Genomic DNA, 24,872 nt, shown 5'->3' with positions numbered 1-24,872 from the left:
AATGAGACGTGTCCCCGCCGCCCTCCTCGCTCTCCTCGTCGTCGGTACCGTTCTCGCGACGCCCGCACCGGTCGCCGCCAGTTCCCCGCCCGAACCGGTCTGCGGCGTCTGCGGGAGTTCCCTGAAGTCGGCGGCCCACGAGGCGGGCGTCGACCTCACCGTCGAATCGAGCACCGCGACCGTCCGAATCGACGACGACGGCACCGGGCGATGGACCGCGCGGACGACGGTGGACCCGGACGCGGCGGACGCGTTCCGCGAGGACCCCGCCCGCCTCGACCGAACCGTGCGAGACGCGTTCGAGAACGGGCGTTCTCTCGTCGACGACGACGCCGAGAACGTCACCGCGGAACTCGACGGCGACACCGTCGTCGTCACGTTCGCCGTCCCCGAGATGGCCCACGAGGGGACGGGCGGCGTCCTCCTCGTGGACTACTTCAACTCCGAGGGGACCACTCGCTGGGTGTACGTGCCCGTCGACCGCTTCGAGGTCAGAGGACCCGAGGGAACCGTCCTCGTGAACGACCCGCCAGACGCCCTCGAAGCGGACGGTGCGGCGTACTGGCCGCGCGGCGACGACGGACGGGAGTCGATAGACTCAGAAACGTACCTCGCGTTCGGACCCGACCGGAGTCTCGGAACTCGCGTCGCGGCGGAAGGAAAAATCGCCGCCGACGCCGCGCCGTACCTCCTCTCGGACCTCCTTGGCGCGGCCCTCGTGCCGACCGTCCTGATGGGTCTCGGCGTCGTCGTCGTCGGACGACTCGCCCGCCGGTTCGACGGCGACGCGTCGTCGCCGCGGACGCTCGGTTACCTCGTCGTCGGCCTCGCGGGCGCGTGGGTGCTCCTCCTCGCCGCCTCTCGCGTGAGGTTCTACGGCGCGGGTGCCGTCGCGTGGACGGTGGGCGCGCAGTTCGCCGCCGTCGGTGTCGTCGCCGCCAACTCCCCGGAGTCGGTGACGTTCCGCAGACTCCTCGCCGCCGCCGTCGCACCGCCAGTCGTCGTCGCGGGCGTCGTCTCCGCCCTCGCGGACTCGCCTCTCACGTGGAACGCTCCCGGCGTCGTCTCTCCGGCGGTGACGGTGTCCCTGTTTCTCCCCCTCGGGTACGCGACGCGTCGGGGGACCGAACGCCGACCGCTCGTCGCCGCTATCGTCGCCGCGCCCGTCGCCTTCGCCGTCCCGATGCTTCCCATCGGTGGGTTCGGCCCGCCGTTCGCGGCGATGCTCATCACCGGGTGGACGCTCGTCACCCTCGTCGTCGGACTTCTCGTCTACCGTCTCGGGTGGGCGCTGGCGGCCGACGCGGGACGAGCGGTCGATTGACCCGGCGAATCCACAACCGTCAGGTACTCCGACGCGGAACCTCCGACCATGACCGACACAGACGTCCGCGTCGTCACCACCGACGCGGAACGCGAGGACGCCTTCGCCGTCAGACGGGCCGTCTTCGTCGACGAACAGGGCGTAGACGAGGAACTGGAGTGGGACGAACACGACGAACCCGACGCCGACGCCACCCACTTCGTCGCCTACGACGACGGCGAGGTTGTCGGCGCGGCGCGACTCCGAGAGGCGGCCCCCGGCGTCGGCAAAGTCGAACGCGTCGTCGTCGCCGAGGCCAGACGCGGCGAAGACTGGGGAAAGCGCGTGATGGAGAGCGTAGAACAGACGGCACGAGAGGAGGGATTCGATCGGATAACGCTCCACGCGCAGACGCGCGTCGAGGGGTTCTACGAATCGCTCGGCTACGAATCGGTCGGCGAGGAGTTCGTCGAAGCGGACATCCCGCACGTCGAGATGCGCAAGTCGCTCTGAGACGGCGTCCCGGGGGGCGAAGCGTCGGCGGCGACGCTCGGTCTCAGTCGTCCGTGGTGTTCGACACTCGCTCGCTCCGTCGGTCCTCGCGGGCCCCGAAGGACGTCTCGGAGTGCCGAACCCGAAAGCCGTTCGTCTCCGCGCGACCCTGCAGTTCTCGCTGCGGGTAGGGAATCTTGATTCCCTCCCCATCGAACGCCGTCTTCACCGCGCGGACGACGGCGGCGCGGGCGCGGGCCCGTCGCGGCGCGGAGGGGTTCTGTATCCAAAAGCGGACTTTGAGTCCCACGGCCGAGTCGTCGAACGTCGCGGGCAGGACGCGCGGTGCGGGCACGTCCGCGACCACGTCCGCGTCCTCTATCGCCGATTCTGCGATCTGCTCTGCGCGCTGGAGGTCGGTCCCGTAGTCGACGCCGACGTCGACCGTCAGGCGGAGTTGCCCGCGACGGGTCCGGTTCGTCACCGTCGCGTTCGTCACTCGGTCGTTCGGGAAGACTATCTCCTCGCCGTCGAAGTTCCGCAGGCGGGTGTTGACGATGGTGATGTCGGAGACGATTCCCTCCTCGCCGTCTATCTCGACCCAGTCGCCGATTTCGAACGGCCGCGAGAACATGAGGACGAACCCCGCGATGAGAGACCCGAGCGTCTGCCTCGCGGCCATACCGACGACGATGCCGAGGAACCCGGCCCCGACGAGGAGTCCGCCGAGATTGATGTTCCACACGGTCATCGTCGCGAGGCCCACCGCCAACAGGACGACCAGTTGGAGGACTCGGAAGACGATTCCCTCCTGGTGTTCGTTGATTCGCTCGGAGTCCGCGGCGTACGCTTCGAGGTTGCTTTCGAGCAGGTCGGTGGCGACGACGGCCGCCGCGAGGAGCACCAGCGTGACGGCTACTCGGGCGATTTCGGGCGCGAGCGTCGCTAACAGCGTCGCGCCGGTGAGCGCAACGTCTTCGAACCCCCAGACGACGAAGAGAGCGAGTCCCGTCGCCGCACCCACCGAACACTGCAGGAGGCGAACGACCACGGACGGCGGGAACAGCCACACCACGTCGTCTACGGCCTCCGGAACTCTCGGATGCGAAATCACGCGCTCTCGAAGTTCGCTCGCCACTCTCGACACGACTCGCGGTGCGACTAACAGACCGGTCGAGAGAGCCACCACGACGAGAGCCGCCGTCGCCCCGAGACGGGCCTCCGTGGACGCGAACTGCGCTAACGTCGACTCAACGTTCGCGAGCCACGCCGAGAGCTTCACACCGCGTCCTCCGCTCTATAATCTCTGCGTACCGCCTTCCCCTTCCCCTTCATCATCTCTACACCTATAGAGCGGTTACAAAACACCCACGGTATTATTTCTTTCTATAAAATGAGATATTCTCTCTGTCTCCACTCTCCGAACGCTCTCGGGTCGGTCACGAAGCCCGGAGAAGAATACGGACGAAACCGGCTCTACCGCAGTCGTTTCGAGACGTACGGGCCGTCTTGGTGGTAGCCGAGTTTTCTCGTGTAGTACTCGCGGACGCCGATACCGCTTATGATGCTCAACTTGTCATAACCGGCGTCTCGGGACATCTCTTCTGCGCGTTCGACGAGTCTTCGGCCGTAGCCTTTGTGTTGCCAGTCGCCCTCGCCTCCGATTCCCACCTCGCTCCCGTAGACGTGGAGTTCGCGGACGAGAGCGGCGTTTTCGAGTTCGCGGCGCACCGGGTCGTTCGGGAACCGAAGCCGACAGAACCCGACCAGGAGGTCCTTCTCTCTGTCCTCGAAGGAGATGAACTGCTCCGTGCCGCCCGCGACGTCGTACGTCATCACGTCGAGTTCGACGTTCTCGGGGTCGGGGTCCTCCTCGTTCATCCCCACCTCGCGGGCGCGGACGTCCCCGATTTCGATGCCCTTCTCTTCGGCTTTCTGGGCGGCGAGTTGCCGGAGGTTCGACTTCCAGACGCCCGCGTCGATGAAGTCCGCGGGGATGTCTCGCTGGACGCGTTGGAGGCGGGTGTACTTCGGAATCATCCCCATCACCTCCGCGACGATGTCGGCGGCGTCCTCGTTGTCGAGCGGTTCGAACTCGTCTCGTCGCCACTGGTCGTAGATGCGCGTCCCGCGGACGACGAGCGTCGGGTATATCTTCAGGTAGTCCGGGCGGTAGTCCTCGTTTTCGAACACCTGCCGGAAGTCTTCGAGGATCATCTCTTTGGTCATCCCCGGTTGTCCCGGCATCATGTGAAAGCCCACCTTGAACGCGGCGTCGCGGAGGCGGCGGTTCGCGTCGATGGAGGCCTGCACGCCGTGGCCGCGGTGCATCTCGCGGTTGACGCGTTCGTACGTCGTCTGGACGCCGACTTCCACCTTCGTCGCGCCCAAATCGAGCATCCGGTCTATCTGTTCTGGGTCGCACCAGTCGGGTTTCGTCTCGAACGTCGTCCCGATGTTCCGGACGTCCGCCGTCTCGTTTTCGGCGATGACGTCTTCGAGGTAGCGGAACTCCACGTCCTCGGGGTCGGGTTTGAACGACTGGTCCTCGGCGGGGGTCGGTTCCGAATCGAGGTCGTAGTCGTTCATCGCCTCCAACGCCCGCTTTACGAACCACTCTTGGTAGTCGTGACTGCGCGCGGTCATCGTCCCGCCCATCAGGATGAGTTCCACCTTGTCGACGGGGTGGCCGATGTTCCGCAGTTGTTCGAGGCGGAGGGTGACCTGTCCGTACGGGTCGTAGTCGTTTTGGACGCCGCGGGCGGCGGCGGGTTCGTGGCCCGTGTACGACTGCGACGACGAGAACTCCGATGCGGGGCCGCCGGGACAGTAGAGACACTTCCCGTGCGGACACATCTTCGGCGAGGTCATGATGGCCACCGGCGAGACGCCCGACGCGGTGCGGACGGGCTTTCGCATGACCACCTTTTTGACCTCCTCGCGGCGCGCCTCGGGCGCGTACCCGAGGATGTCGGAGTTCTTCGGCACCTTCGGCGAGGAGTGGTTCGAACAGGCGTTCAGCTTCGCCGATTCGAGGTCGTCGCGCTCTATCTCCCCGTCGAGGATGCGTTCGACGAGTTCCTCGCACGTCCGGCGGAACGCCTCCGTCTCCGTGGGGTCGTCCGCGTCCGGTTCGGCGTCGGTGCTCACGGCCGACTCACCTCGGTCGGACCGCGTCTGACGCGCTGTCGACGTACCGTCGACACCTCGGCGAAGCGTACCGGGAGAGAGACGTCTGTCATTACCGGTGAATCGTCGCGTTTCGTGGTTAAGGGTGTCGCTCGGAGGGGCGCGAGTCGGGAGACGAGAGAGAAGAGAGACGGCGACGCCGCTCTCGGAGCGGGGACGAACGGACGGAGAACGTGAGGGTCCGTGCGTTAGAACTGGTCGACGACGGCGTCGATGACGGCGTCGATGACCGAGTCGCGTGCGCCCGAGAGGAACTCGATGCGGTTCTCGCGGACGCCGACTGCGGTTACGCCGCCTTCGGGGACGGCGTCGCGGGCGGCCGCCGCCGCGGCGCGCACGTCGATGTCGGCCGTCGAACGGACGAACAGTTCGTCCATCGCGGCGGCGACGGTGACGTACCGGTCGCCCTCGCGGTTACGGCGGTGGAGTTCGTCGACGAGAAGCGACGTCGGCGGGAAGTCGTACCGGTGCGTGAAGGAGTCGGCGTCGAGGACGGCGACGGTGACGCCCTCCACGTCTCGGGTTTCGAGGTTCGCCTGCGCCGTCTCGACTTCGTCGTCGAGTTTGATGCGGAACTGCTCTGCGACGTGTCCGGCGAGGCCGCCGTCTCCGGCGGCGTCGCCGTCGAAGAGGAGGTCCGTGACGAGTTCGCGCTTGTCCTCGTAAGACTGGTAGTACGCCTCCAGAGCGACCGCTTCGCGGAGTTCCCGCGCGCGTTCGGCGTCGACTCCGGCCTCGTCGGCCAGTTCGACGTACGCCTCGGGCGTGTCCTCCCAGTAACTCACCGCGGGGAGGTGCGCGACGTCGTCGCGCACGTCCTCGTTGACCGTCGCCGCGAGCGTCGCGCCGAGGGCACCCGTCGAGAGGTCGTGAGCGTCCGCCCCGGCGAGGCCGGGGTTGACGAGCACTTCCGCCTCTTCTTGGACTTCCTCGTCCGCGTCGGCCGCCTCGACCACGACGCGTTCCGCGTCGTAGACGCCGAGGAGACCGAGGCCGTCGAGCGACTCGGTGGTGCCGCCGGTTCCGACCAACAGGACGAGCGGCAGTTTCTCGTCGTGGCGGTCTCTGTCCTGCAGCATCCGGGTCACGTCGTTCGTCGCGGCGTCCATGCCGTAGACGGCCTCGTCGAGGGGACGGCGGACGAAGTAGTGGTACTGCGCGTCGTCTCGTGCGTGTTCGTCCTCGATGAGGGGCAGAACCGCGCGTTCGACCGCGGCACCGGCGACGTAGCCGTCCGCGGTGGCGGCGTGGCGAACGACGATGGGGCGCGACTGGAGAACGGCGCGTCGGACGGTCTCTGCGGCGTCGAGCAGTTGGTCCGAGACGGCGTCGACGGGGTCGTGCGCCGCGAGCGCGGTCACGTCGTCGGGTCGGGCCTTCGCCGAGAGGGCGTCGTCGAGTCGCTTTTCGATTTCGTCCGCCTCGTCGTCCGAGAGAACGACGAGGTCTTCGGTTTCGACCTGCAGTTCGCCGCGGCGGCGTTCGACTTCGCCGGTGAGTCGGACGGCGTCGCCCTCGTCCACTTCGGGGTACGCGCGGACGCCCGCCTCGACGAAGGCGGCGCAGTCGACGGTGCCCGTCTCGTCGCGCACCTCGAAGATGGTCGGACCGCCGGTCTGGCGCGCACTCGCGATGGTACCTTCGATGGTGACGACGTCGCCCACGCGGTCGGCGAGGCTGTCGACGCTCACGCGGTCGGCAGACTCGTCGGCGTCAGCGTCGCCCTCGTCGGCGTCAGTTCGGTCGTCGTCGCTCTCGTCTGTCACGTCCACGTCGGCGGAGTCGGACCGAGACCGAGCCTCGGCTTGGGTTTCCGCGCGGGCGGAACCGCTCTCGTCGTCGGACGCGGAGTCCGAGTCGGACGCAGATTCGTCGTCCTCTGCGGACGCGGACGCGGACGCGGAGGCAGTCTCGTCGTCGTCGGTCGCCTCGTCCTCGCCGTTCTGCGAACGGGCGGGCTGTGAGAGGTCCTTCGGCTTCGTCTTCACCGGGCCGTCGTCGTCCGACGTGGAGGTGATCTTCTCGCCGTCGGCGTCGCCGTTCGGGTCGTGGATGCGCGCGCCGCGGAACTCGCGTTCCGCCTGGCGAATCGACCACCCGAGGTCTATGTTTCCGTTGTCGCGGATGTTCTTCACCTGGACGAACACCGTGTCGCCGGACTCCCAATCGAGGGTCTCGAGTCTGCGGTCGAGTTCGCTCCGGTGGAGGAGACCGGTGACGCCGGGAGAGAGGTCGACGAAAACACCGAATTCGGCGAAGCCGTCGACGGTACCCTTGTAGTACCGCCCGGGAGTGAGTTGCTGCGGGGAGTTGCCCCTGAATTCAAACCACACGTCTTCTTCGTGTGTTATCCAATCCATTGAGTGCTACAAAAGACCGCGGCCTAAAACGATTGTCGAAAGCTCCGCGAAAACTACGCCCTCGCGCCGAAGTTCGACCGTTTTTCCAGAACGCCGCCTCTCTCGCCGGTGAGAGGGTCATACGGACGACATCTCCGGTCGGCGAGAGGCGTTCGTCGCGTTCGCCCGCGACGCGCCGCCAGCGTGTGAGCGTCCCACGGAACCTCTTAGAGGAAACCTATCGCGCGCGCGACGGCGTCGACTGCGTCGAACCCGCCGAAGCCGTATCCGAAGAGGAGTGCGGCGGGGAGGGCGGCGGCGACGGCGGCCCGCGTGAGGGACGTCTCGTGGACTTCGGCGACGCCGAGGACGAGCAACCCGACACCGTAGGCGGCGCAGGCGACTCGGACGGCCGGGATGGGGACGCCCGCGAAGACGCACGGCGCGGTGGCGTAGGCGATGACCTGCACCGTCTCGCTGACGCCCGCCCGGTCGCGAACGAGGAGGATGAGAAGGACCGTCTGCAACGCGGCGGTCAGATGGAGGACGGCGGGCGCGACGAGGAGAGCGACGACCGCGAGGCCGAGAAACGCCGAGACGGCCGGGCCGCCGCCGAGAGACGGCAGTCGCCCCGGGACGAACGCGAACAGACCGCAGACGTACGCGACGGCGACGACGACGGCGAAGACGAGGCCGGGGGCTTGGTCGCCCGGCGCGACGCCGTTTCGGAAGAACCGACGGGGGCGAACCAGCACTTCGACCCACGCGCGAGCGATACCGCGCGGTCCGCGCTCTCGCCCGCCCTCGGGATGTTGGACCCAGGTGGTCACGTCTGTTCGACTATCCGCGTCGGAACGTATGACAGTTCCGACACCGCGCCTCGTAGGACTCCTCCGCGCCGACGAGGTAGGTGGGGTCGTTCTCGTGGGCCGGTTCGCCGTCGATGAGTCGCTGATTCCGCGTCGCGGGTTCGCCGCATATCGAGCAGATGGCCTGCAGTTTGTCGACGTACTCCGCCACCGCCATCAACTGCGGGAGCGGTTCGAAGGCTTCGCCGCGGTACGTCTGGTCGGTGCCGGAGACGAGGACGCGGCGGCCCTCGTCTGCGAGGTGTTCGCAGAGTTCGACGAGTTCGTTCGAAAAGAAGTTCGCCTCGTCTATCGCGACCACCTCGTGGCCGTTGAGAGCGTCCAAGGCGTCCCACATCTCCTCGCCCTCGGCGGGGATGACCGTCGCCTCCCACTGCCGGCCGACGTGTGACCCGACCGTCGTCTCGCCGTACCGGTCGTCGAGTTCGGGTTTGAACGCCGCGACTTCCTGCCCCGCGATTTCGGCCCGTCGGAGGCGGCGGAGTAACTCCTCTGTCTTCCCCGAGAACATAGAGCCCGAGATGACCTCTATCCATCCGCTGTTCGTGATGGCGTGCATATCTCCTTCGGGCGTGAAGGAACGTCAAAACGGTTGTCTCTTCGAACGGAGACCTCGCGGTCGCGTGTCATATCCGCTCGCTTCGACTCCGTTTTCCGCCGGGTCGCCGCCGCGGCTACTTCCCTTCGGCCCCGACGTTCTCTCCGCTTTCGAACGTCGCGGGGTCGGGTTCGATGGAGGCGAATCCGACCGTCCGCCGCCCGAGGACGGCGAGTCGTTCGCCTATCGACTCGTTTTCGAGTTCCCTCCCGTCGAACTGCGAGGAGGCGTTCGGAACGGCGGCCTGGTGGGGAAGCACCCACGCGTTCAGCGACCGACAGACGGAGCGGAGGTGGTCGAGGGCGGTCACCGGGAACGACCCGCCCGCGACGGCGACGAGGCCGACCGTCTTCCCGTCGAACTCGTCGAACCCGCAGTAGTCGAGTGCGTTCTTCAGGACGCCCGAGTACGACCCGTGGTACATCGGCGTCCCGAGGACGACGGCGTCCGCCTCGCGGATGCGTCGGACCACGTCCGCGCTGTCGCCCTGTCCGTCTCTGTCGGCGTTCATCGGCGGCAGGTCGTACTCGCGCAGGTCCAGCATCTCGCCCGTCGCGCCCGCGTCTCGAACCCCGTCGAGGACGCGTTCGAGCGAGAGTCGGGTGTAGCTTCGGTCTCGGAGACTTCCGCAGACGGCGACGACGTGAGTGTCCGTCATGCGCGGTCCGACGGACGGAAAGAGTATAAGCGCCGGTGGCGGGCCGTGGTCGCGTCGCCGCACCGCCCCGTCGCTTCGCCGTTGGAGAGGCGAGGAGAGACCCCACCGCTTGGCGCGGGCGTTGCGTCACTCCTCCCAGTTCCGAAGCGCGTCGAGAAATATCTCTCGGACGTCCGATTCGGTCACCGGACGGGGGTTGCACCGCAGGAGTCGGTCCTGCGTCTCGACGGTCTGTTTCGCCAGCCAGTCCACGTCGTCCGCGGTGATATCCGCCAACTCGGTGAGACCGCTCGGGAGGACGTTCAGGTCCCGTTGGAGTTGGATGTACTGCTCTTTGAGGGCGTCTGCCGCCTCTCGGTTCGTCATCCCCGCCGTGTCCACGTCGAACATCTCGGCGAGTTTCGCGAACCGCGCGGGGTCGCTCGCCGAGTTGTAATCTATCGTGCTCGCGGGCGTCAAGACCGCGATGGTCTCGCCGTGTTTCGTGTGGTACTTGTTTCCGACCGGATACGCCATCGCGTGACAGAGGCTCGCGCCCGCGGTGAGTCCCGCGATAGCGCCGAACAGCGCGCCCTGAAGCATGCGTTCGCGGGCCTCCAAGTCGTCGCCGTTGTGGACGGCGGCCCGAACGTTCGACGAGAGGAGGTCGATGGCCTTCTCGGAGAACATCTCCGTCAGCGGCGTCCGCCCGGCGTAGACGGGGCGTTCCGAGGGGTCTTCGGGCCGCAAAAGCGAGTCGTACTCGTGGGTGGTGTAGCCCTCGATGGCGTGTCCGAGCGCGTCCATCGCCGTCTTGGCCGTGAGGTCCGGCGGGAGCGTCGTCGTCAGCGTCGGGTCGAGTACCGCCGCGTCGGCGCGCAGGTGCCCGCTGGAGATGCCCTCTTTTATCTGTTTTTCCGGTACCGAGAGGATAGCCACCGGCGATATCTCCGCGCCCGTCCCGGCGGTGGTCGGCATCAACACCAGCGGTTCGCCCGACTGCGTCAGCGAGTTCCCCTCGCCGGTCGGTTCCGCGACGTAATCGAGGGGACCGCCGCCGTTGGCGATGACCGCCCGCGTCGCCTTCGCGGTGTCCATGCAACTTCCGCCGCCGAGGCCGACGTAGAAGTCGTACCCCGCCTCGCCCGTCTCGTCGCGGACGAACGAGATGCAGTCTTCGACCGCCTCGACGGACGGTTCGCGTTCGGATTCGTCGTAGACGTCGACGGCGAACCCGGCGTCTTCGAGATGCGCCCGAACCCGCCCGGCGTGCCCGATATCGACGAGGTTCTCGTCGGTCACGACGAGGCCGTGCGCGTCGTCGCCGACACCCAAATCGCGTAACTGGAAGGCGAGTTCGTCGGTCGCGTCTCGACCGAAGCGGAGTTCCGGCATCTTGATGCTCCAGACCGTCTCCGGCGAGAGACCGGAGTTCCCCGCGGAGACCGAGCGTTCGTATCCCATCCGTCACCACCCCTCGCGGATGCGTTCGAACTGGTCCGGGTCGTGGCCGTACACGACCTCCGCGTCGTGTCTCCGTTCTATCTCCTTCAGGCGTCGGAGGCTCTCGTACCAGTGGCGGTGGCTCCACAGGAGACCGGCGCCGAGGGGCACCTCGTCGTCGTAGTTCTCCGTCTGGTAGATTTCGTCGCCTGCGAACGCGACGGTACCCGCGTCGTCGAGGTGGACGACGGTGCCGGTCAGGCCGGGCGTGTGCCCCGGCAGTCTGACGAACTCGACGTCCTCGAAGTGCGTCTCGCGGTCTCGGTGGAGTACCGTCCAGTTCAGGTCGTGGTCGAAGTCCTCTAAGATGTACGCCGCGCTTCCCTCGTCGGTCTTCGCGGAGTAGTACGCGAACTTCAGTTCCTCCTCGTGGACGAACACCGGGACGTCCGTCCCGTCGAAGTGGTGGAGGCCGCCGGCGTGGTCGAGGTGGAGGTGCGTCTGGAACACGTAGTCGATGTCGTCGAGGTCGTATCCGGCGTCCTGCAGGTCGCCGCGGAGGGTGTGGTCACGGACGTCGTGCGGGTAGAACGCCTGCTTCAACCCCTCGGGCCAGTGGCCGTCCAACGCGTCCTCGTGGTTGCCGGTGTCCCAGAGGATGGTCCCCTCGGGGTGGTCGATGACGAGGTTCCAAACCGGAATCTCGACGTAGTCCGTGTCCGGGTTCGGTTCGTCGTGCGACCCGAGCGTGTTTCCCTCTACGAGATAGTTGAGGTCGCACTTCAGTCCGCCGCGGTCGATGACGTCGATGGTGGCGTCGACCATGCCCAAGTGACATCTATTCTACATAATTAATCTCGGGACGAGTCGCAGCCGACGCGACGACCGAAACGCAGTAGTTCGCGCCGTCCGTACCGGAGGGGTTCGGTCGGTCGTCGATGACCGGTGGAGAGGCCGATTTCGTCCGTCAGTCGGAGGCGGGCGTCTCCGCGTCGGCGTCGTCCCACGCGTCGTACCCGCCGGCCATGCTGGCGACGGAGTCGGCGTCGCCGTACTCTTCTATCAGGCGGCCGGCTTGGATCGACGTCTGGCCGATGTAGCAGTAGACGACGACGTCGTCGGCCCACTCTCTGTCGATGACGGTGTCTTCGAGTTCCTCGATAGAGAGGTTCTCCGCGCCTTCGACGTGTCCATCGGCGTAGTCGTCCTCATCGCGGATGTCGACGAGGTCGAACTCCTCGTCGCGTTCGAGATAGTCGCGGACCGTCTCGGGTGGCAGTTCCTCGACCATTACTGTTTCTGGAGGTAGATGCGGTACGTTCCGTCGCCGCTACGCCACACCTGCGCGTCGGCGTCGTCGCCGACGGCCCGGGGGACGTTCTCGGTGCAGGGGACGTGGTCCGTCTCCTGAACGAGAAGGTCACCCGGCGCTATCTCCTGTAGTCCCTTCTTGGCCTCGACCTGCGGGTACGGGCAGACTTCGCCCATCATGTCTTGGACGAGGTCAGCCTCGTCGAGGAGTTGTTCGGCCCGTTCGTCGTCCAGTTCGTCCGGTGCGTCGGTAACGTCGTCTATCGAAACCATCGTGTCGTGTGTTCGTGTTCGGCGTTCGTCTGTCGGTTGTCGAGCGATTCGAGAGTCAGATGGCGCAGCCGACTTCGCGGTATATCCAGTGGGTCATCACGTAGACGCCGGCGACGATACCGACCGCCGCGACGAACGAGTGCACCGAGAGTTCCGCGATGCCGGAGTAGATGTTTCCGATGTTGCATCCGGGCGCGAGTCGCGACCCCGCGCCCATGAGGAAACCGCCGACGACGGCGTTCGGCAGGCGTCGTCGCTTGGGGACGCGCAGGGAAAAGTCCCCACTCCAGAGGGCGGCGAGAAACGCGCCGACGATGACGAAGCCTATCATCGCCATGTCGACGGTGACGCCGACGCCCTGTCCCTGAAAGAGGACCGACCCCCAGTACTCGAACGACGACGCGTCGACGCCGACTTGCGAGAGCAGATAGCCCGTCCAGCGGGCTTCGGGGCCGGTGACGCCGACTATCGACACCTGCGTGAACCAGAGGACGGCCGCGGCGGTGATGCCGAGAGCGGCGGTCCGAGGGTCCCACGGGCGCTTGCTCGATTCGAGCGGGTTTCGCCACGCGCGGACGAGACCGCGGACGTACGTCTCCGTCCCGGCCGCGAATCGCCGGAGTCCGACGACGGGCGCGAGAAGCACGGTCAACTGGACCCGACCGGTCGACGCGCGTTCGGAAGGGTCGGCGTCGCGTCCGGAGCGACCGATGACCGTCGCGTAGACGAGTGTGAACGCGGCGGCCACGAGAAGCGCCAACAGGCCCGCCGGGATGGGTGAGATGCTGAACAGACTGACGCCCTCGGCGACCGTGAGCGGTTCGAAGTACGTCGATTGGAGCGTCGGGAACGCGGCGGTGAACGCTGCGTAGCCCACGCCCATGAAAAGGAGCGTCAGCCAAAACTGGAGGTAGCCCTCGCCGGCCCGGTAGAGCGTTCCGCTGGCGCACCCGCCCGCGTAGGTCATTCCCACGCCGAAGACGAACCCGCCGACGAGGCCGGTCAGTCCCCAGTCGGGCGTCCAAAAGCCCTGATAGTACCCTAGCTGATAGGCGATGCCCCAGAATATCATCGTGAGAAACGTCGCGGCGAAGACGCCTTTCGTCACCCGGGAGTCTTTGTACGCGAAGAAGTCCCGGAAGGCGTTCACGAAGCAAAAGCGGCCCTTCTGGAGGAACACTCCGAGCGTCAGGCCGACGACTGCCGCGACGACCACCGTCGGTATCATCCGTACTCGCCGTAGGGGCCCGACGACCTAACGTGCTATCGAAGCGGTGTAGCGTTCCCTGACCGCTGACGCGACAGGGGACCGAATTCGGTGTCTCGGAAGTGTACGTCCGCGATATCGAGACGAACGGGGACGCCGTCTGTCTCGTACCTTTCAGCAAGTGTTGCCGCCGGGGCGCACGGTGCTCTCGCGCGGCGACGCATCGCCACACAGGGGTCGAGACGGGTCCGTGCGGTGGTCGCGCGGGTTCACCTCTCGGGAAGAAGCTTATTCACCCGGCAGCCTTTGGTGCCCCCATGAGTGAACGGGCTGACGCCTCCGACTCGGCGTTCTGGGGGGACGCCGACGACACCGAGGCCCGCAAGCGGTATCAGACGCTCGTGGACGCGATAGACGACGGAATCTACCGACTCGACGCGGAGGCTACCGTCGTCGCGGTCAACGACGCCGTCGTAGAGCTAACAGGCCACCCCCGCGAGGAACTGCTCGGCGAGCACGTCTCTGCGGTCTTCGGCGCCGACGGCGGAGCGGCGATAGAGCGCGAGGTGGACCGCCTCCGGGAGAATCCCGCCGAACGAAGCTCCCCTCTCGGACTCACCCTCCGAACCGCCGACGGGGAACGGATTCTCTGCGACGTTCGGACGGCGGCGCTGGACGCCGACGGGGCCGTCGGCGTCGTCCGCGAACGGAGCGAATCGGACGGAGAGGCGCGGTCGAGAGACCGCGAGCGGAACGAACGCGAGCGCCGACTCGAGGAGTCCGAGCGCCGATATCGGACGCTCGCGGAGCACTTTCCGAACGGTCTCGTGACGCTTTTCGACCGCGACCTGACGTACACGCTGGCGGCGGGGCGGGGGTTCGACGAGATACCGGTCGACCCCGAAGACGTCGAGGGAAACCGGTTCGACGACGTCTGGGACGAGGCCACGACCGAGATGCTCGACCCCCTGTTTCGGGGCGCGCTCGACGGCGACGAACGGTCGACCGAACTCGAGTACGCGGGTCGCGACTGGGTCGTCCACGTCGTTCCGCTCACCGACGCTCGGGGCGACGTCTTCGGGGGGATGACGGTGAGCCAAGACATCACCGAACGGAAAGAGCGTGAACGGCGACTCGACGAGACGATCACCGAGTTGCGAGAGAGCAAAGAGTGGTTGAACCTCGCGTTCGAGGCCGGGAATATGGGCGCGTGGGAACTCGACTTGCGGACGAACGACGCGCCCGTTCGCTCGGCGCAACACGACCGAATCTTCGGCTACGAAGACCCCCTCGAAGAGTGGAGCTTCGACATCTTCATCGACCACGTCCATCCGGCCGACAGAGAGGACGTGAGACGGAGCTTCGAGGACGCCTCCGAGACGGGCGAGTGGGAGTTCGAGTGTCGCATCGTCCGCGCGGACGACGGCGTTCGGTGGGTATCGGCCCGAGGGGAGTTCTACTACGACGGCGACGGCGACCCGGTTCGCGCCATCGGCATCGTCCGCGACGTGACAGAACAGAAAGAACACGAGCGGTACTTGTCCGACGCGAAGTCGCAACTGGAAGCCGCGGCCGAGGCCGGTGCGGTCGGCACGTGGGAGTGGCACGTCCCAGAGGACCGACTCGTCGCCGACGCGTCTCTCGCGAGGAAGTTCGGCATCGACTCCGAAGCGGCCCGCGAGGGCGTCTCGATCGACCGCCTCGTCTCGTCTGTCTACGACCCCGACCGCGAGCGCGTGAGACGGGAGATAGAGAACGCCGTCGAGTCCTGCGGCGAGTACGAGTCCGAGTACCGCGTCCGGAACGCCGACGGCGACATCCGGTGGGTCGTCGCTCGCGGTCACGTCGAGTGCGACGACGCCGGGACAGCCGTCCAGTTCCCGGGTGCCCTCACCGACATCACCGAACGCAAGGAGGCCCAGCGCGAAATCGAGGAGTCAGAGCGACGCTACCGGGTGCTCGTCGAGAACTTCCCGAACGGCGCGGTGGGGCTGTTCGACGAGGAGTTCCGGTACACCGCCGTCGGCGGACAACTCCTCGAAGACGTCGGTATCTCGAAGCGAGACCGGATCGGACACAGCCCCTTCGATATCTACCCCGACGAACGCGTCGAGGAGATCAGACCGTACTTCCGGGCCGCCCTCGACGGCGAGGCGAACTCCTTCGAGACCGAGATTCGGGGTCGTCACCTCTTTGCGCGCACGCTCCCCGTCAGAGACGCCGACGGCGAGGTGAACGCGGGAATGATCGTCGTCCAGGACGTCACCGAACGCCGGGAGGCCGAACGGGAACTTCGCGAGAGCGAAGCGAAGTTCAGGATGATGGCCGAGAACCTGGACGAAATCGTCTGGATGGCGACCGCGGACAGAGAGGAGTTCCTCTACATCAACCCCGCCTTCGAGGAGGTGTGGGGAATCGACAGAGAGACGCTGTACGACGAACCGCTCGCCTTCCTCGACGCCATCCACCCCGACGACCGCAGTCGCGTCCGGGAGGGGTTCACCGCGCTCTCGGAGACCGAGTTCGACGAGGAGTTCCGAGTCGTCCGACCCGACGGCGAGACCAGGTGGGTCTACGTTCGAGGCACCGAAGTCCAAGCGGCGGACGGAGAGATAACTCGAACCGTGGGCATCGGCGAAGACGTCACGGACCGGGTCGAGCGCGAACGCGAACTCGAACGGAGCGAACACCGCTACCGGACGGTCGTCGAGAACTTCCCGAACGGTGCCGTGGCCCTCGTCGACGAGGATATGCGGTACGTCACCATTGGGGGGAGCCCGCTCACCGACTCCGACTTGGCGGCCGAGGACCTCGTGGGCCGCCCGGTTCGAGAGCTGCTGTCGCCGCCGCTGGCAGACCTCCTCGCGCCTCGGTATCGGGCCGCGCTGCGAGGCGAGTCGAGCACGTTCGAGTACGCACACGAGAGCGGAGACAGGCACGCAAGATACCAGACGTTCCCCGTCCGGGACGACGATGGAACCATCTTCGGCGCGATGGGAATGTCTCAGGATATCACCGAACAGGTCGAACGCGAAGCCGAACTCGAACGGGCCCTCGAACTTCTCGAACGGACGGAGCGAATCGCCGACGTCGGCGGGTGGGAGATAGACCCGGAGTCGACGGACGTCTTCTGGACCGACCACACGTTCTCTCTGTTGGAGGCGGAGGGAACGGAGGAACCGCCGCTGGACGAGGCGCTCGACATGTACCACGAAGAGGACCGACAGGTGGTCGAAGACGCAGTCGAGAACGCGTTGGCCTCCGGCGACCCCTTCGACGTCGAGGTGCGCCTCCGGGCGGCAGCGAGCGGCGAAGTGCGCTGGCTGCGACTCCACGGCGTCCCGCAGACGGTCGATGGCGACGTCGTCTCGTTCCGCGGGGCGGCCCAAGACATCACCGAGCGAAAACAGCGCGAGCAGCGACTCGAAGAACTGATCGACAAACTCGAAGAGTCAAACGAACGGCTCGAACAGTTCGCGTACGCCGCCTCCCACGACCTCCAAGAGCCGTTACGGATGGTGTCGAGCTATCTGCAACTCGTCGAGAGGCGCTACGCCGACGCACTCGACGACGACGGCCGGGAGTTCATCGAGTACGCCGTCGACGGGGCCGACCGGATGCGCGACATGATAGCGGGATTGCTCCGGTACTCGCGCGTCGACACTCGCGGAAACCCCTTCGAACCGGTCGATCTGAGTACCGTCATCGCGGACGTGCGCGACGACCTCCAGGTCCGAATCGACGAGTCAGACGCCGAAATCGCCGTCGGGGAGTTGCCCCGCGTCGACGGCGACGCGAACCAGTTGCGCCAACTGTTCCAGAATCTGCTCGACAACGCTATCGAGTACAGCGGCGACGACCGGCCTCGGATCGACATCTCGGCCGAACGCGACGGAGATCGGTGGAGGATTTCGGTCGAAGACGAGGGGATCGGCGTCGCCCCGGCCGATACCGACCGCATCTTCGAGGTGTTCCAGAGCCTCCACGCCCCCGACGAACACGCCGGAACCGGCATCGGACTGGCGCTCTGTGAACGCATCGTCGAACGACACGGCGGCGATATCTGGGTCGACTCCGAACTCGGCGAAGGGTCCGTCTTCTCCGTCAGCCTGCCCGCCGCCGACGACCGCGAGAAGTGATCGAACGCGCGAACGCGCGTCTCACCGGCGCAGTCGCGCGGCGCTCTCTCCGTCGCGTTCGACGACGTCGACCAGTCCGTCGTCGGCCAGGTCGGAGAGCAGTCCCCGGAGCCACTCGCGTCCGTGTTCGCCGTCGGGCGCGTAATCGACTCGAATCCGCGGTCCGAGTTCGTCTACCGTCAGTTCGTCGTACTCGCCGAGCGTCCGAACGATGCGCCCTCGGAACTGCCGGCGGCTTCCTTCGAACGTGGGTTGCGTCGGAACGTCCGGCGCGGTGAAATCTCCCGTCTCGTAGGCGCGACACCACCGCCGCCACGGACAGCCTTCCTCGTCGCACCGGGGTGTCTTCCCGCAGGCGACGCCGCCGAGTTCCATGATGGCGTTGTTCCAGACGCGCGATTCGTCATCGGGCATGAGATTTGAGGCGACTCGCTCGAACGTACGGTCGTCGTCGGGGACGTCGAAGGCGCGGTAGAGAACTCGCTTGACGTTCGTATCTACCACCGCGTCGCCGTTGTTGAACGCGAAGGAGGCGACGGCGTTCGCGGTGTAGGGGCCGACGCCCATGAGTTCCGACAGTTCCGCGGGCGTCTCCGGGAACTCGCCGTCGAACTCGGTTTGGACCTGTCCGGCGGCCTCGTGGAGGTACTTCGCGCGGTTGTTGTACCCCAGAGAGTGGTCGGTCCAAAAGGAGACCACGTCGCTTCGGTCGGCCGACGCGAGGGCCGCGGCCGTCGGCCACCGGTCTACGAACGCCTCCCACGCCTCGACGACGCGTCCCAGTTGCGTCTGTTGGCTCATCACCTCCGAGACGAGAATCTCGTAGGGGTCGTCCGTCCGCCGCCACGGGAAGTCACGGTGGCTCTCCCCGTACCATCCGACGAGTGCCTCGCGGACGGCGTCCACGTCCTCGTCCGGGAGGGCGGGCGCGTCGTCGTCTGCGGGGGCGTCCGCGTCGACGTCACCAGACGCGGTCCGGTGGGTCGACGAACTTCGTTCGTCGCCGTCGGTCATCGTCGGTTCGTCGGGCACGGCGCGGTTTATCCCTCTCGATTCGCCGGGCGACGAACCCCTCGACTGGCCCGTGACGGGACCGAGGCGAAAACGGTATCCGGGAACCGGCCCTCGGGCCGCGACATGGGACTCGACGAACTCACGGAAGACGTAGAAAGCGCGTACGCCGAACTCGACGAGGAGTCGGCGGTATCGTTCGACCGCGAGACGAGACACGAACTGGCGATGCTCTCGGCCGTCTTCGACACCGACGACCCCGACGAACTCGTCCGACGGGCGGTCCACCACCTGTTTCAGACCACCGTCGAGAGGGGAACGCTCGACTTCCACCTCCGGCAGGGCTACGACGTGACGTACGACGAGTACCTCTCGGGGATGACGTACGACGAGATGACCGGACAGGACCAGTACCCCCAACGCGACGACGAACGCCGCTACCAGATGTAGACGCGGGCCTCACCGGACGAACTCGACGGAGACGGCGACGCCGACCCCGTCACCGCCGACCCGAACGTACCGCGGAGCGCTCTCGCCTCTCTCTACCTCGAAGACGCGTAGCGTGACGACGAGTCGACCGTCCGAGAGCGTCGCCCGAAGGACCGGCCCCGAGGAGGTAGAGACGACGTACGGCGGCGCGGCCACGGGCGTCGCACGGAGCGTTCGTCCCGCGGCGGCGACGCATCCCGCCAGTGCGTCGGGGAACGCTTCGAAGACACCTCGCGACCGGAGTTCGCGTTCGAGTTCGTCCGCGACGTCGCCTCCGTCGGCGGTCGAATCGGTCGCCGAACGCCGGTCTGCAACGGCGTCTGCGGCGTCCGCGACGGCGGCCAACAGAGTCGGCCGTTCCTCGCGGAGGAAGTCTGCGACGGCGGCGGAAACGGAGTTCGCGTCCGAGTCGGTGCCGGGGGACATCGGTGGTCCGTCTCGTCGCGACGACAAAAGGCTGCGGTCGGCGACTCCGGAGGGTTTTATCCGCGAGCGACCCACCGTTCCGACATGGACACCGCCGAAGTCGAACGTCTCATCGAAGCGGGCATCGCGGACGCCGAAGCGACGGTGACGTTACCGCGGATGCCGGACGAAGAACACGAGGACGCGCACTTCGCCGCCGTCGTCGTCTCGCCGGCGTTCGAAGGGAAGTCGCTCGTACAACAGCACCAGATGGTGTACGACGCGCTCGGCGACGCGATGACGACGGACATCCACGCCTTGGAGATGAAGACGTACACGCCCGACGAGTACGAGGGACGCGAGTAATCAGAGCCGCGGTTCGGTCTCTTCGAGTTCGTCGAGAGAGCGGTTCTTCAGCGTGCGACCGCTCTGCGTGTCGAAGAGGTGAACCGCCGACTCGGGGAAGCGCGCGACGACGGACCGGCCGCCCTCCAGAGAGCGCATCCCGTCTATCGTCGCGACGAAGCTGACGTTGTCCGAGTCGATCTGGCTCCCCACCGTGGTACCCTCGCCGGTGTCGGCGGACGCAAAGGAGAGGTAGACGTTGTTCTCGTTACCCATCGGTTCGACCACGTCCACGACGGTGTCGAAGTCGTGGCGGGCCGACGCCGACTCCGAATCGACGATTGCCACGTCTTCGGGCCGGATTCCGAGCGTGACGCGCGTCGCGTCGCCGATTGCGTCCAGCGTCTCCTGGGAGAGGGGGTACTCGAACGCGTCGCACGTCAGTCGGTCGCCCTGTAACTCCGTCTCGAAGAAGTTCATCGACGGTTCGCCGATGAAGCCCGCGACGAACAGGTTCGCGGGTTGGTGGTACGCTTCGAGCGGTGTCGCCACCTGTTGGAGCACCCCGTCGTTGAGGATGGCGATTCGGTCGCCCATCGTCATCGCCTCCGTCTGGTCGTGCGTGACGTAGACGGTGGTGACGTCGAGGTTCTCTTGGAGTCGCTGCAGTTCGGTCCGCATCTGCGAGCGGAGTTTCGCGTCGAGGTTCGAGAGCGGTTCGTCCATCAAGAACACCTTCGGGTCGCGGACGATTGCGCGCCCGAGGGCGACTCGCTGTTGTTGCCCGCCGGAGAGTTCGCCGGGCTTTCGGTCCAAAAGCGGCGAGATGCCGAGCATCTCGCCCGTCTCGGTGACGAGCGAGTCTATCTCGTCGTCGGTCTTCTCCGTCGATTCTTCCAGCCCGAAGCTCATGTTCTGCCGGACGGTCATGTGCGGGTAGAGGGCGTACGACTGGAACACCATCGCGATGTCTCGGTCCCGCGGCGGTTTCGCGTTGACCACCTCACCGTCGAGGCGAATCTCGCCGCTCGAAACCGTCTCTAACCCCGCAATCATGCGGAGAGTAGTCGACTTCCCACACCCCGAGGGGCCGACGAGGACGAGAAACTCACCGTCCGCGATGTCGATGGACACCTCGTCCACCGCGACGATGTCGTCTCCGCCGTCGTCGAACACTTTCGTGACGTCGTCTAATACGAGTTCTGACATTATGTGTTACCTGCGACTCCTTCTGCGAACTGTTCTCCGAACAGGACGTACACCAGAAGCGTCGGCAACGCCGCGACGAACGCGGCGGCCATCTGGACGTTGTACTGTTGGACCATCGACCCCTGCAGTTTGTTCAGGGCGATGGTGGCGACTTCGTTGGTCGGCGACGATACGAGCACGAGTGCGAACAGGAAGTCGTTCCACACCTGCGTGAACTGGTAGATGAGCACCACCGCGAACATCGGCTTCGACAGGGGGAAGATGATGCGACGGTAGATGCTCGTGAACGTCGCGCCGTCGATGCGCGCCGCCTCCAGCATCGAGTCGTCGAACCCCGAGTAGTACGACCGAAACAGGATGGTACAGATGGGAATCCCGTAGGCCGTGTGGGTGACTATGAGTTGGAGGAGTCCGACGCGACTGCCGAGGAACGGCACTCCGGCGAGGATGTCCCTGAGTCCGACGATGCTCCAGAACCGAGTCAGCGGAACCAACACGGACTGGTAGGGGACGAACATCCCCGCGACGAACAGCATCAACACGCCGGCCTGTCCGCGCCACTTGAGGTTCGTGAGGCCGTACGCCGCGACGGACCCGATGAACCCCGACAGCACCGTCGCCGGGACGGCGACGAACATGCTGTTGTACATCGCGCCCGAGAAGTTCGTCAGCGGTCCTTGGAGACGGCTCCACGCCTCGAACCACGGGTCGAGGGTGAAGCCCTCGCCGAGTGGCGGGACGAACGGCGTCGTCGAGAAGAACGCGTCCTGCGTCTTTATCGCGGTCATGAGACCGCTCTCCAACGGCGCGAGGTAGAACGCCGCCATCGCGACGAGGACGGCGTACAACGCCGCGCGCGAGGAACCGACCGACCGAACGCTGTCGCGGACGCTCATAGGTCACCTCGCTTGTACTGCACGTACAGATACGGTCCGATGACCACCAACGCCAACAGGAACAGGACGGTGGCTATCGCCGCGCCGTACGCCCAGTTCGAGGAGCTGAACGCCTGTCTGAACATCATCGTCGCGAGGATGTCCGTCGAGGGGCCGGGCGTGTCGCCGAACATGACGTAGAGGAAGTCGAACGCCTTCAGCGCGAACACCATCAGAACGACGGCGGCACTCATCGTCGACGCCCGCAGTTGCGGGATGATGACGCGCCAGTACATCCGAATCGTGGACGCGCCGTCGATGCGGGCCGCCTCGAACTGGTCCGTCGGGATGGCCCGCAGACCGGCGAGGTAGACGACCATGCAGTAGCCGCTGAACTGCCACATCAGCGCGAAGATGACCGCACCCAGTTTGGTCTGCGGATTACTGATCCACGCCGTGGTGAGAAAGTCGAGGCCGATACCGCGAAGGAAGACGTTGACGAGCCCGATTTCGGGGTTGTACATCCACGCCCAGAATATCGCCGTCACGACGAAAGAGAGGCTCATCGGGAGCAGATAGATGGTTCGAAGCGTGTTCTCGAACCGTATCCCCCGGTCGACGAGGATGGCGACGAGGAGGCCCAAGAGAAGGGACGCGACGGTGAACACCACGAGCAACACGACGGTGTTGCGCGCGGCGGCCACGAACGAGGGGTCTCCGAGCATCCGCGAGTACATCGAAAAGTCGAGATTTCCGTAGTCGGGTGACCCGAACCCCTCCCACTCGGTGAGCGAGATGATGGCGTTCCAGCCGATGGCGCCGTAGACGAACAGTCCCATCAGAAGCGCCGGCGGGAGCCAGAACGGAAGCGACCGGACGAACTCGCTGTCGCGCCACGACCGACTCGACTGCGTCGCCGTCGCGGGCGAGTCCGTCACGGTGCCGCCGTCGGTTCGCACGCCGTCCGCGTCGCTGTCGTCCCCCCACCGACGGCTCACGAGTCGTCGAAATAGTGAGTTGGACATTCTGATCGCCCTCTATTCGGAGAACGCGTTTTCGAGGCCGCTGTACGCGGAGTCGACGTTACCCTGTTCGTTGAAGCTCGCGAACACTTCGTCGATGTTGCCGTGGACTTCCGGCGTGACCGCCGTTCCGTGCGCGATGGTCGGCGGCTGGCTGTCGGAGTTTTTGAACTCCTCTATCTGCGACTGCAGGAACGGACCGAACGGGTCCGTCGGCACGTCGGTCCGCGGCGGGATAGAGCCCTTGATGGGGTTGAACCGCTCTTGGGCGTCGACGGTGCCGCAGTATTCGAGGAACTTCCGCGTCGTCTCCGGCGACGGGTTGTTCTTCGGGAAGACGAACGAGTCCGTCACGACGGAGTACATCCCCTCGGTGCCGGGGAACGGAACCATGCTCCAGTCCGAATCGTACTCGAAGCCGTCGGCAGACTGGTACTGACCCGCGGCCCAGTCGCCCTGGTGGATGAACGCGGCGTCGCCGTTGACGACTTTCCCGTTGGCTTGGTCCCACGAGATAGAGCCCGCGTCGCCGTTGTAGTACTCGCTGTAGTCTTTGAGCGTCTGCAGCGACTCTCTGACGGCGTCCTCGTGGTCGGAGACGTTCCCCTCGACGAGCGACGTGTAAGCGTCGACGCCGTTGTAACCGAGGAAGATGTTCTCCCACAGTTGAACCGACGACCACGGCGACTGCGTCTGGTGAGCCATCGGCACCGCATCCGTCTCGCTGGAGATGGTTTCGAGGGCGTCCGTGAGCGCTCCCGGGTCGGAGATGCTCGACGGATCGACGCCCGCCTCGTCGAGGACGGCGGTGTTGTAAAAGAGGTTGTTCAGTCGGTGGATGTTGATGGGTACCGCGACGTAGCTACCGCCCGGTTGCGCGAGGTTCTGGACGCCCTCGCGGTACGCGCCGCGCATGTCCTCGTTCCACACCGAGTCGCCGATGTCTCGAAGCACGTCGCCCTCGACGTACTCCGTGAGCGCCTTTCCGGGCCAGATCTGGAAGGTGCTCGGGGGGTTCTGATTGAGGACGCGGTTCTTGATGACCGTGTCGAGTGCGGAGCCCGCGCCGCCCGGCGCGGGGTTGTTGTTGACGCTCGCGTCCGGATACTCCTCTTGGAAACCTTCGAGGAGAGCGTCGAGGGCGTCCTGTTCGCCGCCCGCGGTCCACCAGTGGACGATTTCGAGCGCGTTTCCGCCGTCGCCGCCGCCGTCGCCGCCGGACGTCGTCTCGGTCCCTCCGTCCGTGTTTTCGCCGCCGGAGTCCGTCGCCGTCGACCCCTCGTCGCCGCCACCGGAACAGCCAGCAACGAGTCCTGTGGTCCCTACGATACCGCTCAGCTTGATGTACGTCCGACGGGAGACCCCGCCGTCCGCATCCTGATTTTCCTTCATAATCGTTCCTCGGTATGCGTTTCACTCTACCATTCTACACGATTAACTTAAAGATTTCTACTAGTTTACTTATTTGTGAGTCAGTTTTTAGATTCGGAATCACGAGGCAGAAAATATGGGGAGTAGCGCCGGTTCCGCGCCGAATTCAGCGTCGTTTCGGATACCGCGAGTCTCGTCGGGTTTCGCTTCCACACATCATAAACCCTCGTATAGTTCAGACGGTCGGGGGTCGGAGTCGGTGAAGAGAGCGTTCGTCGTCGGTCCGACTCCCGCGATAGATTCGTATCGTTGGGTTTTACGCGGCCGCCCTTCGTGCCCCCGGAT

The 24,872-nt window shown here is 65.9% G+C and carries 22 protein-coding genes; 5 read left to right on the top strand and 17 right to left on the bottom strand.

All coding sequences use genetic code 11. From position 1 onward, the window contains the following. The first annotated feature begins 1 nt into the window (after position 1). Both BM167_RS07815 and BM167_RS07810 read left to right on the top strand, forming a co-directional pair. Positions 2 to 1,324, top strand: coding sequence for a hypothetical protein (locus tag BM167_RS07815; protein ID WP_092891243.1), 1,323 nt, complete (start codon positions 2 to 4; stop codon positions 1,322 to 1,324). A gap of 48 nt (positions 1,325 to 1,372) precedes the next feature. After that, positions 1,373 to 1,816 carry a GNAT family N-acetyltransferase gene (locus tag BM167_RS07810; RefSeq protein ID WP_092891241.1) on the top strand — a complete coding sequence of 148 codons (444 nt, stop codon included), beginning with the start codon at positions 1,373 to 1,375 and terminating at the stop codon, positions 1,814 to 1,816. A 43-nt stretch (positions 1,817 to 1,859) separates the two neighbouring features. On the opposite strand, the gene BM167_RS07805 is transcribed toward BM167_RS07810, so the two are convergent. From BM167_RS07805 to BM167_RS07755, 11 genes are all read right to left on the bottom strand, one after another. Continuing rightward, positions 1,860 to 3,077: a mechanosensitive ion channel family protein gene (locus tag BM167_RS07805; protein WP_092891239.1), complete on the bottom strand. Its 1,218-nt coding sequence runs from the start codon at positions 3,075 to 3,077 to the stop codon at positions 1,860 to 1,862. A gap of 194 nt (positions 3,078 to 3,271) precedes the next feature. Next, positions 3,272 to 4,945 (bottom strand): tRNA uridine(34) 5-carboxymethylaminomethyl modification radical SAM/GNAT enzyme Elp3, encoded by a 1,674-nt coding sequence (locus BM167_RS07800; RefSeq protein ID WP_092891237.1) that lies wholly within the window; start codon positions 4,943 to 4,945, stop codon positions 3,272 to 3,274. 227 nt (positions 4,946 to 5,172) lie between these two features. Beyond that, on the bottom strand, positions 5,173 to 7,344 hold the full coding sequence (locus BM167_RS07795; RefSeq protein ID WP_092891235.1) for a DHH family phosphoesterase: 2,172 nt from the start codon (positions 7,342 to 7,344) through the stop codon (positions 5,173 to 5,175). 206 nt (positions 7,345 to 7,550) lie between these two features. Next, positions 7,551 to 8,153, bottom strand: a complete 603-nt coding sequence (locus BM167_RS07790) for a YIP1 family protein (protein WP_092891233.1) — start codon at positions 8,151 to 8,153, stop codon at positions 7,551 to 7,553. A 10-nt stretch (positions 8,154 to 8,163) separates the two neighbouring features. Further along, positions 8,164 to 8,751: a thymidine kinase gene (locus BM167_RS07785; RefSeq protein ID WP_092891231.1), complete on the bottom strand. Its 588-nt coding sequence runs from the start codon at positions 8,749 to 8,751 to the stop codon at positions 8,164 to 8,166. Between the two features lie 115 nt (positions 8,752 to 8,866). Continuing rightward, positions 8,867 to 9,448 carry an NADPH-dependent FMN reductase gene (locus BM167_RS07780; protein WP_092891229.1) on the bottom strand — a complete coding sequence of 194 codons (582 nt, stop codon included), beginning with the start codon at positions 9,446 to 9,448 and terminating at the stop codon, positions 8,867 to 8,869. A 126-nt stretch (positions 9,449 to 9,574) separates the two neighbouring features. Then, positions 9,575 to 10,891 (bottom strand): hydroxyacid-oxoacid transhydrogenase, encoded by a 1,317-nt coding sequence (locus BM167_RS07775; RefSeq protein ID WP_092891227.1) that lies wholly within the window; start codon positions 10,889 to 10,891, stop codon positions 9,575 to 9,577. A 3-nt stretch (positions 10,892 to 10,894) separates the two neighbouring features. After that, the gene (locus BM167_RS07770) at positions 10,895 to 11,695 is read right to left on the bottom strand and encodes an N-acyl homoserine lactonase family protein (RefSeq protein WP_092891225.1); all 801 of its coding nucleotides are present in this window, start codon (positions 11,693 to 11,695) and stop codon (positions 10,895 to 10,897) included. A 142-nt stretch (positions 11,696 to 11,837) separates the two neighbouring features. Next, positions 11,838 to 12,161: a rhodanese-like domain-containing protein gene (locus tag BM167_RS07765; protein WP_092891223.1), complete on the bottom strand. Its 324-nt coding sequence runs from the start codon at positions 12,159 to 12,161 to the stop codon at positions 11,838 to 11,840. Continuing rightward, positions 12,161 to 12,454: a sulfurtransferase TusA family protein gene (locus BM167_RS07760; protein ID WP_092891221.1), complete on the bottom strand. Its 294-nt coding sequence runs from the start codon at positions 12,452 to 12,454 to the stop codon at positions 12,161 to 12,163. The genes BM167_RS07765 and BM167_RS07760 overlap by 1 nt, the downstream gene beginning before the upstream one ends. A 55-nt stretch (positions 12,455 to 12,509) precedes the next feature. Continuing rightward, positions 12,510 to 13,682: a YeeE/YedE family protein gene (locus tag BM167_RS07755; RefSeq protein WP_092891219.1), complete on the bottom strand. Its 1,173-nt coding sequence runs from the start codon at positions 13,680 to 13,682 to the stop codon at positions 12,510 to 12,512. A gap of 296 nt (positions 13,683 to 13,978) precedes the next feature. Between BM167_RS07755 and BM167_RS07750 the strand changes: the two genes are divergently transcribed. Further along, complete coding sequence (locus tag BM167_RS07750; RefSeq protein WP_218153779.1) at positions 13,979 to 17,800, top strand: PAS domain-containing sensor histidine kinase; 3,822 nt, start codon at positions 13,979 to 13,981, stop codon at positions 17,798 to 17,800. Between the two features lie 21 nt (positions 17,801 to 17,821). On the opposite strand, the gene BM167_RS07745 is transcribed toward BM167_RS07750, so the two are convergent. Continuing rightward, complete coding sequence (locus tag BM167_RS07745) at positions 17,822 to 18,814, bottom strand: HhH-GPD family protein (RefSeq protein WP_092893007.1); 993 nt, start codon at positions 18,812 to 18,814, stop codon at positions 17,822 to 17,824. A 123-nt stretch (positions 18,815 to 18,937) separates the two neighbouring features. On the opposite strand from BM167_RS07745, the gene BM167_RS07740 reads away from it, so the two are divergent. Then, positions 18,938 to 19,261: a ribbon-helix-helix protein gene (locus BM167_RS07740; protein WP_092891217.1), complete on the top strand. Its 324-nt coding sequence runs from the start codon at positions 18,938 to 18,940 to the stop codon at positions 19,259 to 19,261. 9 nt (positions 19,262 to 19,270) lie between these two features. Here BM167_RS07740 and BM167_RS18410 read toward each other — a convergent pair whose 3' ends face one another. After that, positions 19,271 to 19,726: a DUF7988 family protein gene (locus BM167_RS18410; RefSeq protein ID WP_177213315.1), complete on the bottom strand. Its 456-nt coding sequence runs from the start codon at positions 19,724 to 19,726 to the stop codon at positions 19,271 to 19,273. 84 nt (positions 19,727 to 19,810) lie between these two features. On the opposite strand from BM167_RS18410, the gene BM167_RS07730 reads away from it, so the two are divergent. Further along, a complete protein-coding gene (locus BM167_RS07730) occupies positions 19,811 to 20,071 on the top strand; it encodes a BolA family protein (protein WP_092891215.1) in 261 nt (86 codons plus the stop codon). Here the strand turns inward: BM167_RS07730 and BM167_RS07725 are convergent, their stop codons facing one another. The 4 genes from BM167_RS07725 to BM167_RS07710 are packed head-to-tail and all read right to left on the bottom strand — an operon-like array spanning position 20,072 to position 24,548. After that, complete coding sequence (locus BM167_RS07725; protein ID WP_092891213.1) at positions 20,072 to 21,259, bottom strand: ABC transporter ATP-binding protein; 1,188 nt, start codon at positions 21,257 to 21,259, stop codon at positions 20,072 to 20,074. Next, complete coding sequence (locus BM167_RS07720; RefSeq protein WP_092891211.1) at positions 21,259 to 22,155, bottom strand: carbohydrate ABC transporter permease; 897 nt, start codon at positions 22,153 to 22,155, stop codon at positions 21,259 to 21,261. The genes BM167_RS07725 and BM167_RS07720 overlap by 1 nt, the downstream gene beginning before the upstream one ends. Next, positions 22,152 to 23,159, bottom strand: a complete 1,008-nt coding sequence (locus tag BM167_RS07715) for a carbohydrate ABC transporter permease (RefSeq protein WP_092891209.1) — start codon at positions 23,157 to 23,159, stop codon at positions 22,152 to 22,154. The genes BM167_RS07720 and BM167_RS07715 overlap by 4 nt, the downstream gene beginning before the upstream one ends. Positions 23,160 to 23,171: 12 nt before the next feature. Continuing rightward, on the bottom strand, positions 23,172 to 24,548 hold the full coding sequence (locus BM167_RS07710; protein WP_092891207.1) for an ABC transporter substrate-binding protein: 1,377 nt from the start codon (positions 24,546 to 24,548) through the stop codon (positions 23,172 to 23,174). Positions 24,549 to 24,872: the final 324 nt, after the last annotated feature.

The organism is Halopelagius inordinatus, assembly GCF_900113245.1.
GTDB lineage: Archaea > Halobacteriota > Halobacteria > Halobacteriales > Haloferacaceae > Halopelagius > Halopelagius inordinatus.
The sequence above is the reverse complement of the archived record's forward strand: the minus strand, read 5'-3'. Positions and strand labels throughout refer to the sequence as shown.

Excerpts from the sequence above, each read along its gene's own strand:
- BM167_RS07750 (WP_218153779.1), top strand. The coding sequence starts at position 13,979 with ATGAGTGAACGGGCTGACGCCTCCGACTCGGCGTTCTGGGGGGACGCC.
- BM167_RS07795 (WP_092891235.1), bottom strand. The coding sequence starts at position 7,344 with ATGGATTGGATAACACACGAAGAAGACGTGTGGTTTGAATTCAGGGGC.
- BM167_RS07765 (WP_092891223.1), bottom strand. The coding sequence starts at position 12,161 with ATGGTCGAGGAACTGCCACCCGAGACGGTCCGCGACTATCTCGAACGC.
- BM167_RS07730 (WP_092891215.1), top strand. The coding sequence starts at position 19,811 with ATGGACACCGCCGAAGTCGAACGTCTCATCGAAGCGGGCATCGCGGAC.
- BM167_RS07715 (WP_092891209.1), bottom strand. The coding sequence starts at position 23,159 with ATGTCCAACTCACTATTTCGACGACTCGTGAGCCGTCGGTGGGGGGAC.
- BM167_RS07720 (WP_092891211.1), bottom strand. The coding sequence starts at position 22,155 with ATGAGCGTCCGCGACAGCGTTCGGTCGGTCGGTTCCTCGCGCGCGGCG.
- BM167_RS07810 (WP_092891241.1), top strand. The coding sequence starts at position 1,373 with ATGACCGACACAGACGTCCGCGTCGTCACCACCGACGCGGAACGCGAG.
- BM167_RS07755 (WP_092891219.1), bottom strand. The coding sequence starts at position 13,682 with ATGATACCGACGGTGGTCGTCGCGGCAGTCGTCGGCCTGACGCTCGGA.
- BM167_RS07775 (WP_092891227.1), bottom strand. The coding sequence starts at position 10,891 with ATGGGATACGAACGCTCGGTCTCCGCGGGGAACTCCGGTCTCTCGCCG.
- BM167_RS07710 (WP_092891207.1), bottom strand. The coding sequence starts at position 24,548 with ATGAAGGAAAATCAGGATGCGGACGGCGGGGTCTCCCGTCGGACGTAC.
- BM167_RS07740 (WP_092891217.1), top strand. The coding sequence starts at position 18,938 with ATGGGACTCGACGAACTCACGGAAGACGTAGAAAGCGCGTACGCCGAA.
- BM167_RS07770 (WP_092891225.1), bottom strand. The coding sequence starts at position 11,695 with ATGGTCGACGCCACCATCGACGTCATCGACCGCGGCGGACTGAAGTGC.
- BM167_RS07745 (WP_092893007.1), bottom strand. The coding sequence starts at position 18,814 with ATGACCGACGGCGACGAACGAAGTTCGTCGACCCACCGGACCGCGTCT.
- BM167_RS07785 (WP_092891231.1), bottom strand. The coding sequence starts at position 8,751 with ATGCACGCCATCACGAACAGCGGATGGATAGAGGTCATCTCGGGCTCT.
- BM167_RS07760 (WP_092891221.1), bottom strand. The coding sequence starts at position 12,454 with ATGGTTTCGATAGACGACGTTACCGACGCACCGGACGAACTGGACGAC.
- BM167_RS07815 (WP_092891243.1), top strand. The coding sequence starts at position 2 with ATGAGACGTGTCCCCGCCGCCCTCCTCGCTCTCCTCGTCGTCGGTACC.
- BM167_RS18410 (WP_177213315.1), bottom strand. The coding sequence starts at position 19,726 with ATGTCCCCCGGCACCGACTCGGACGCGAACTCCGTTTCCGCCGCCGTC.
- BM167_RS07725 (WP_092891213.1), bottom strand. The coding sequence starts at position 21,259 with ATGTCAGAACTCGTATTAGACGACGTCACGAAAGTGTTCGACGACGGC.
- BM167_RS07780 (WP_092891229.1), bottom strand. The coding sequence starts at position 9,448 with ATGACGGACACTCACGTCGTCGCCGTCTGCGGAAGTCTCCGAGACCGA.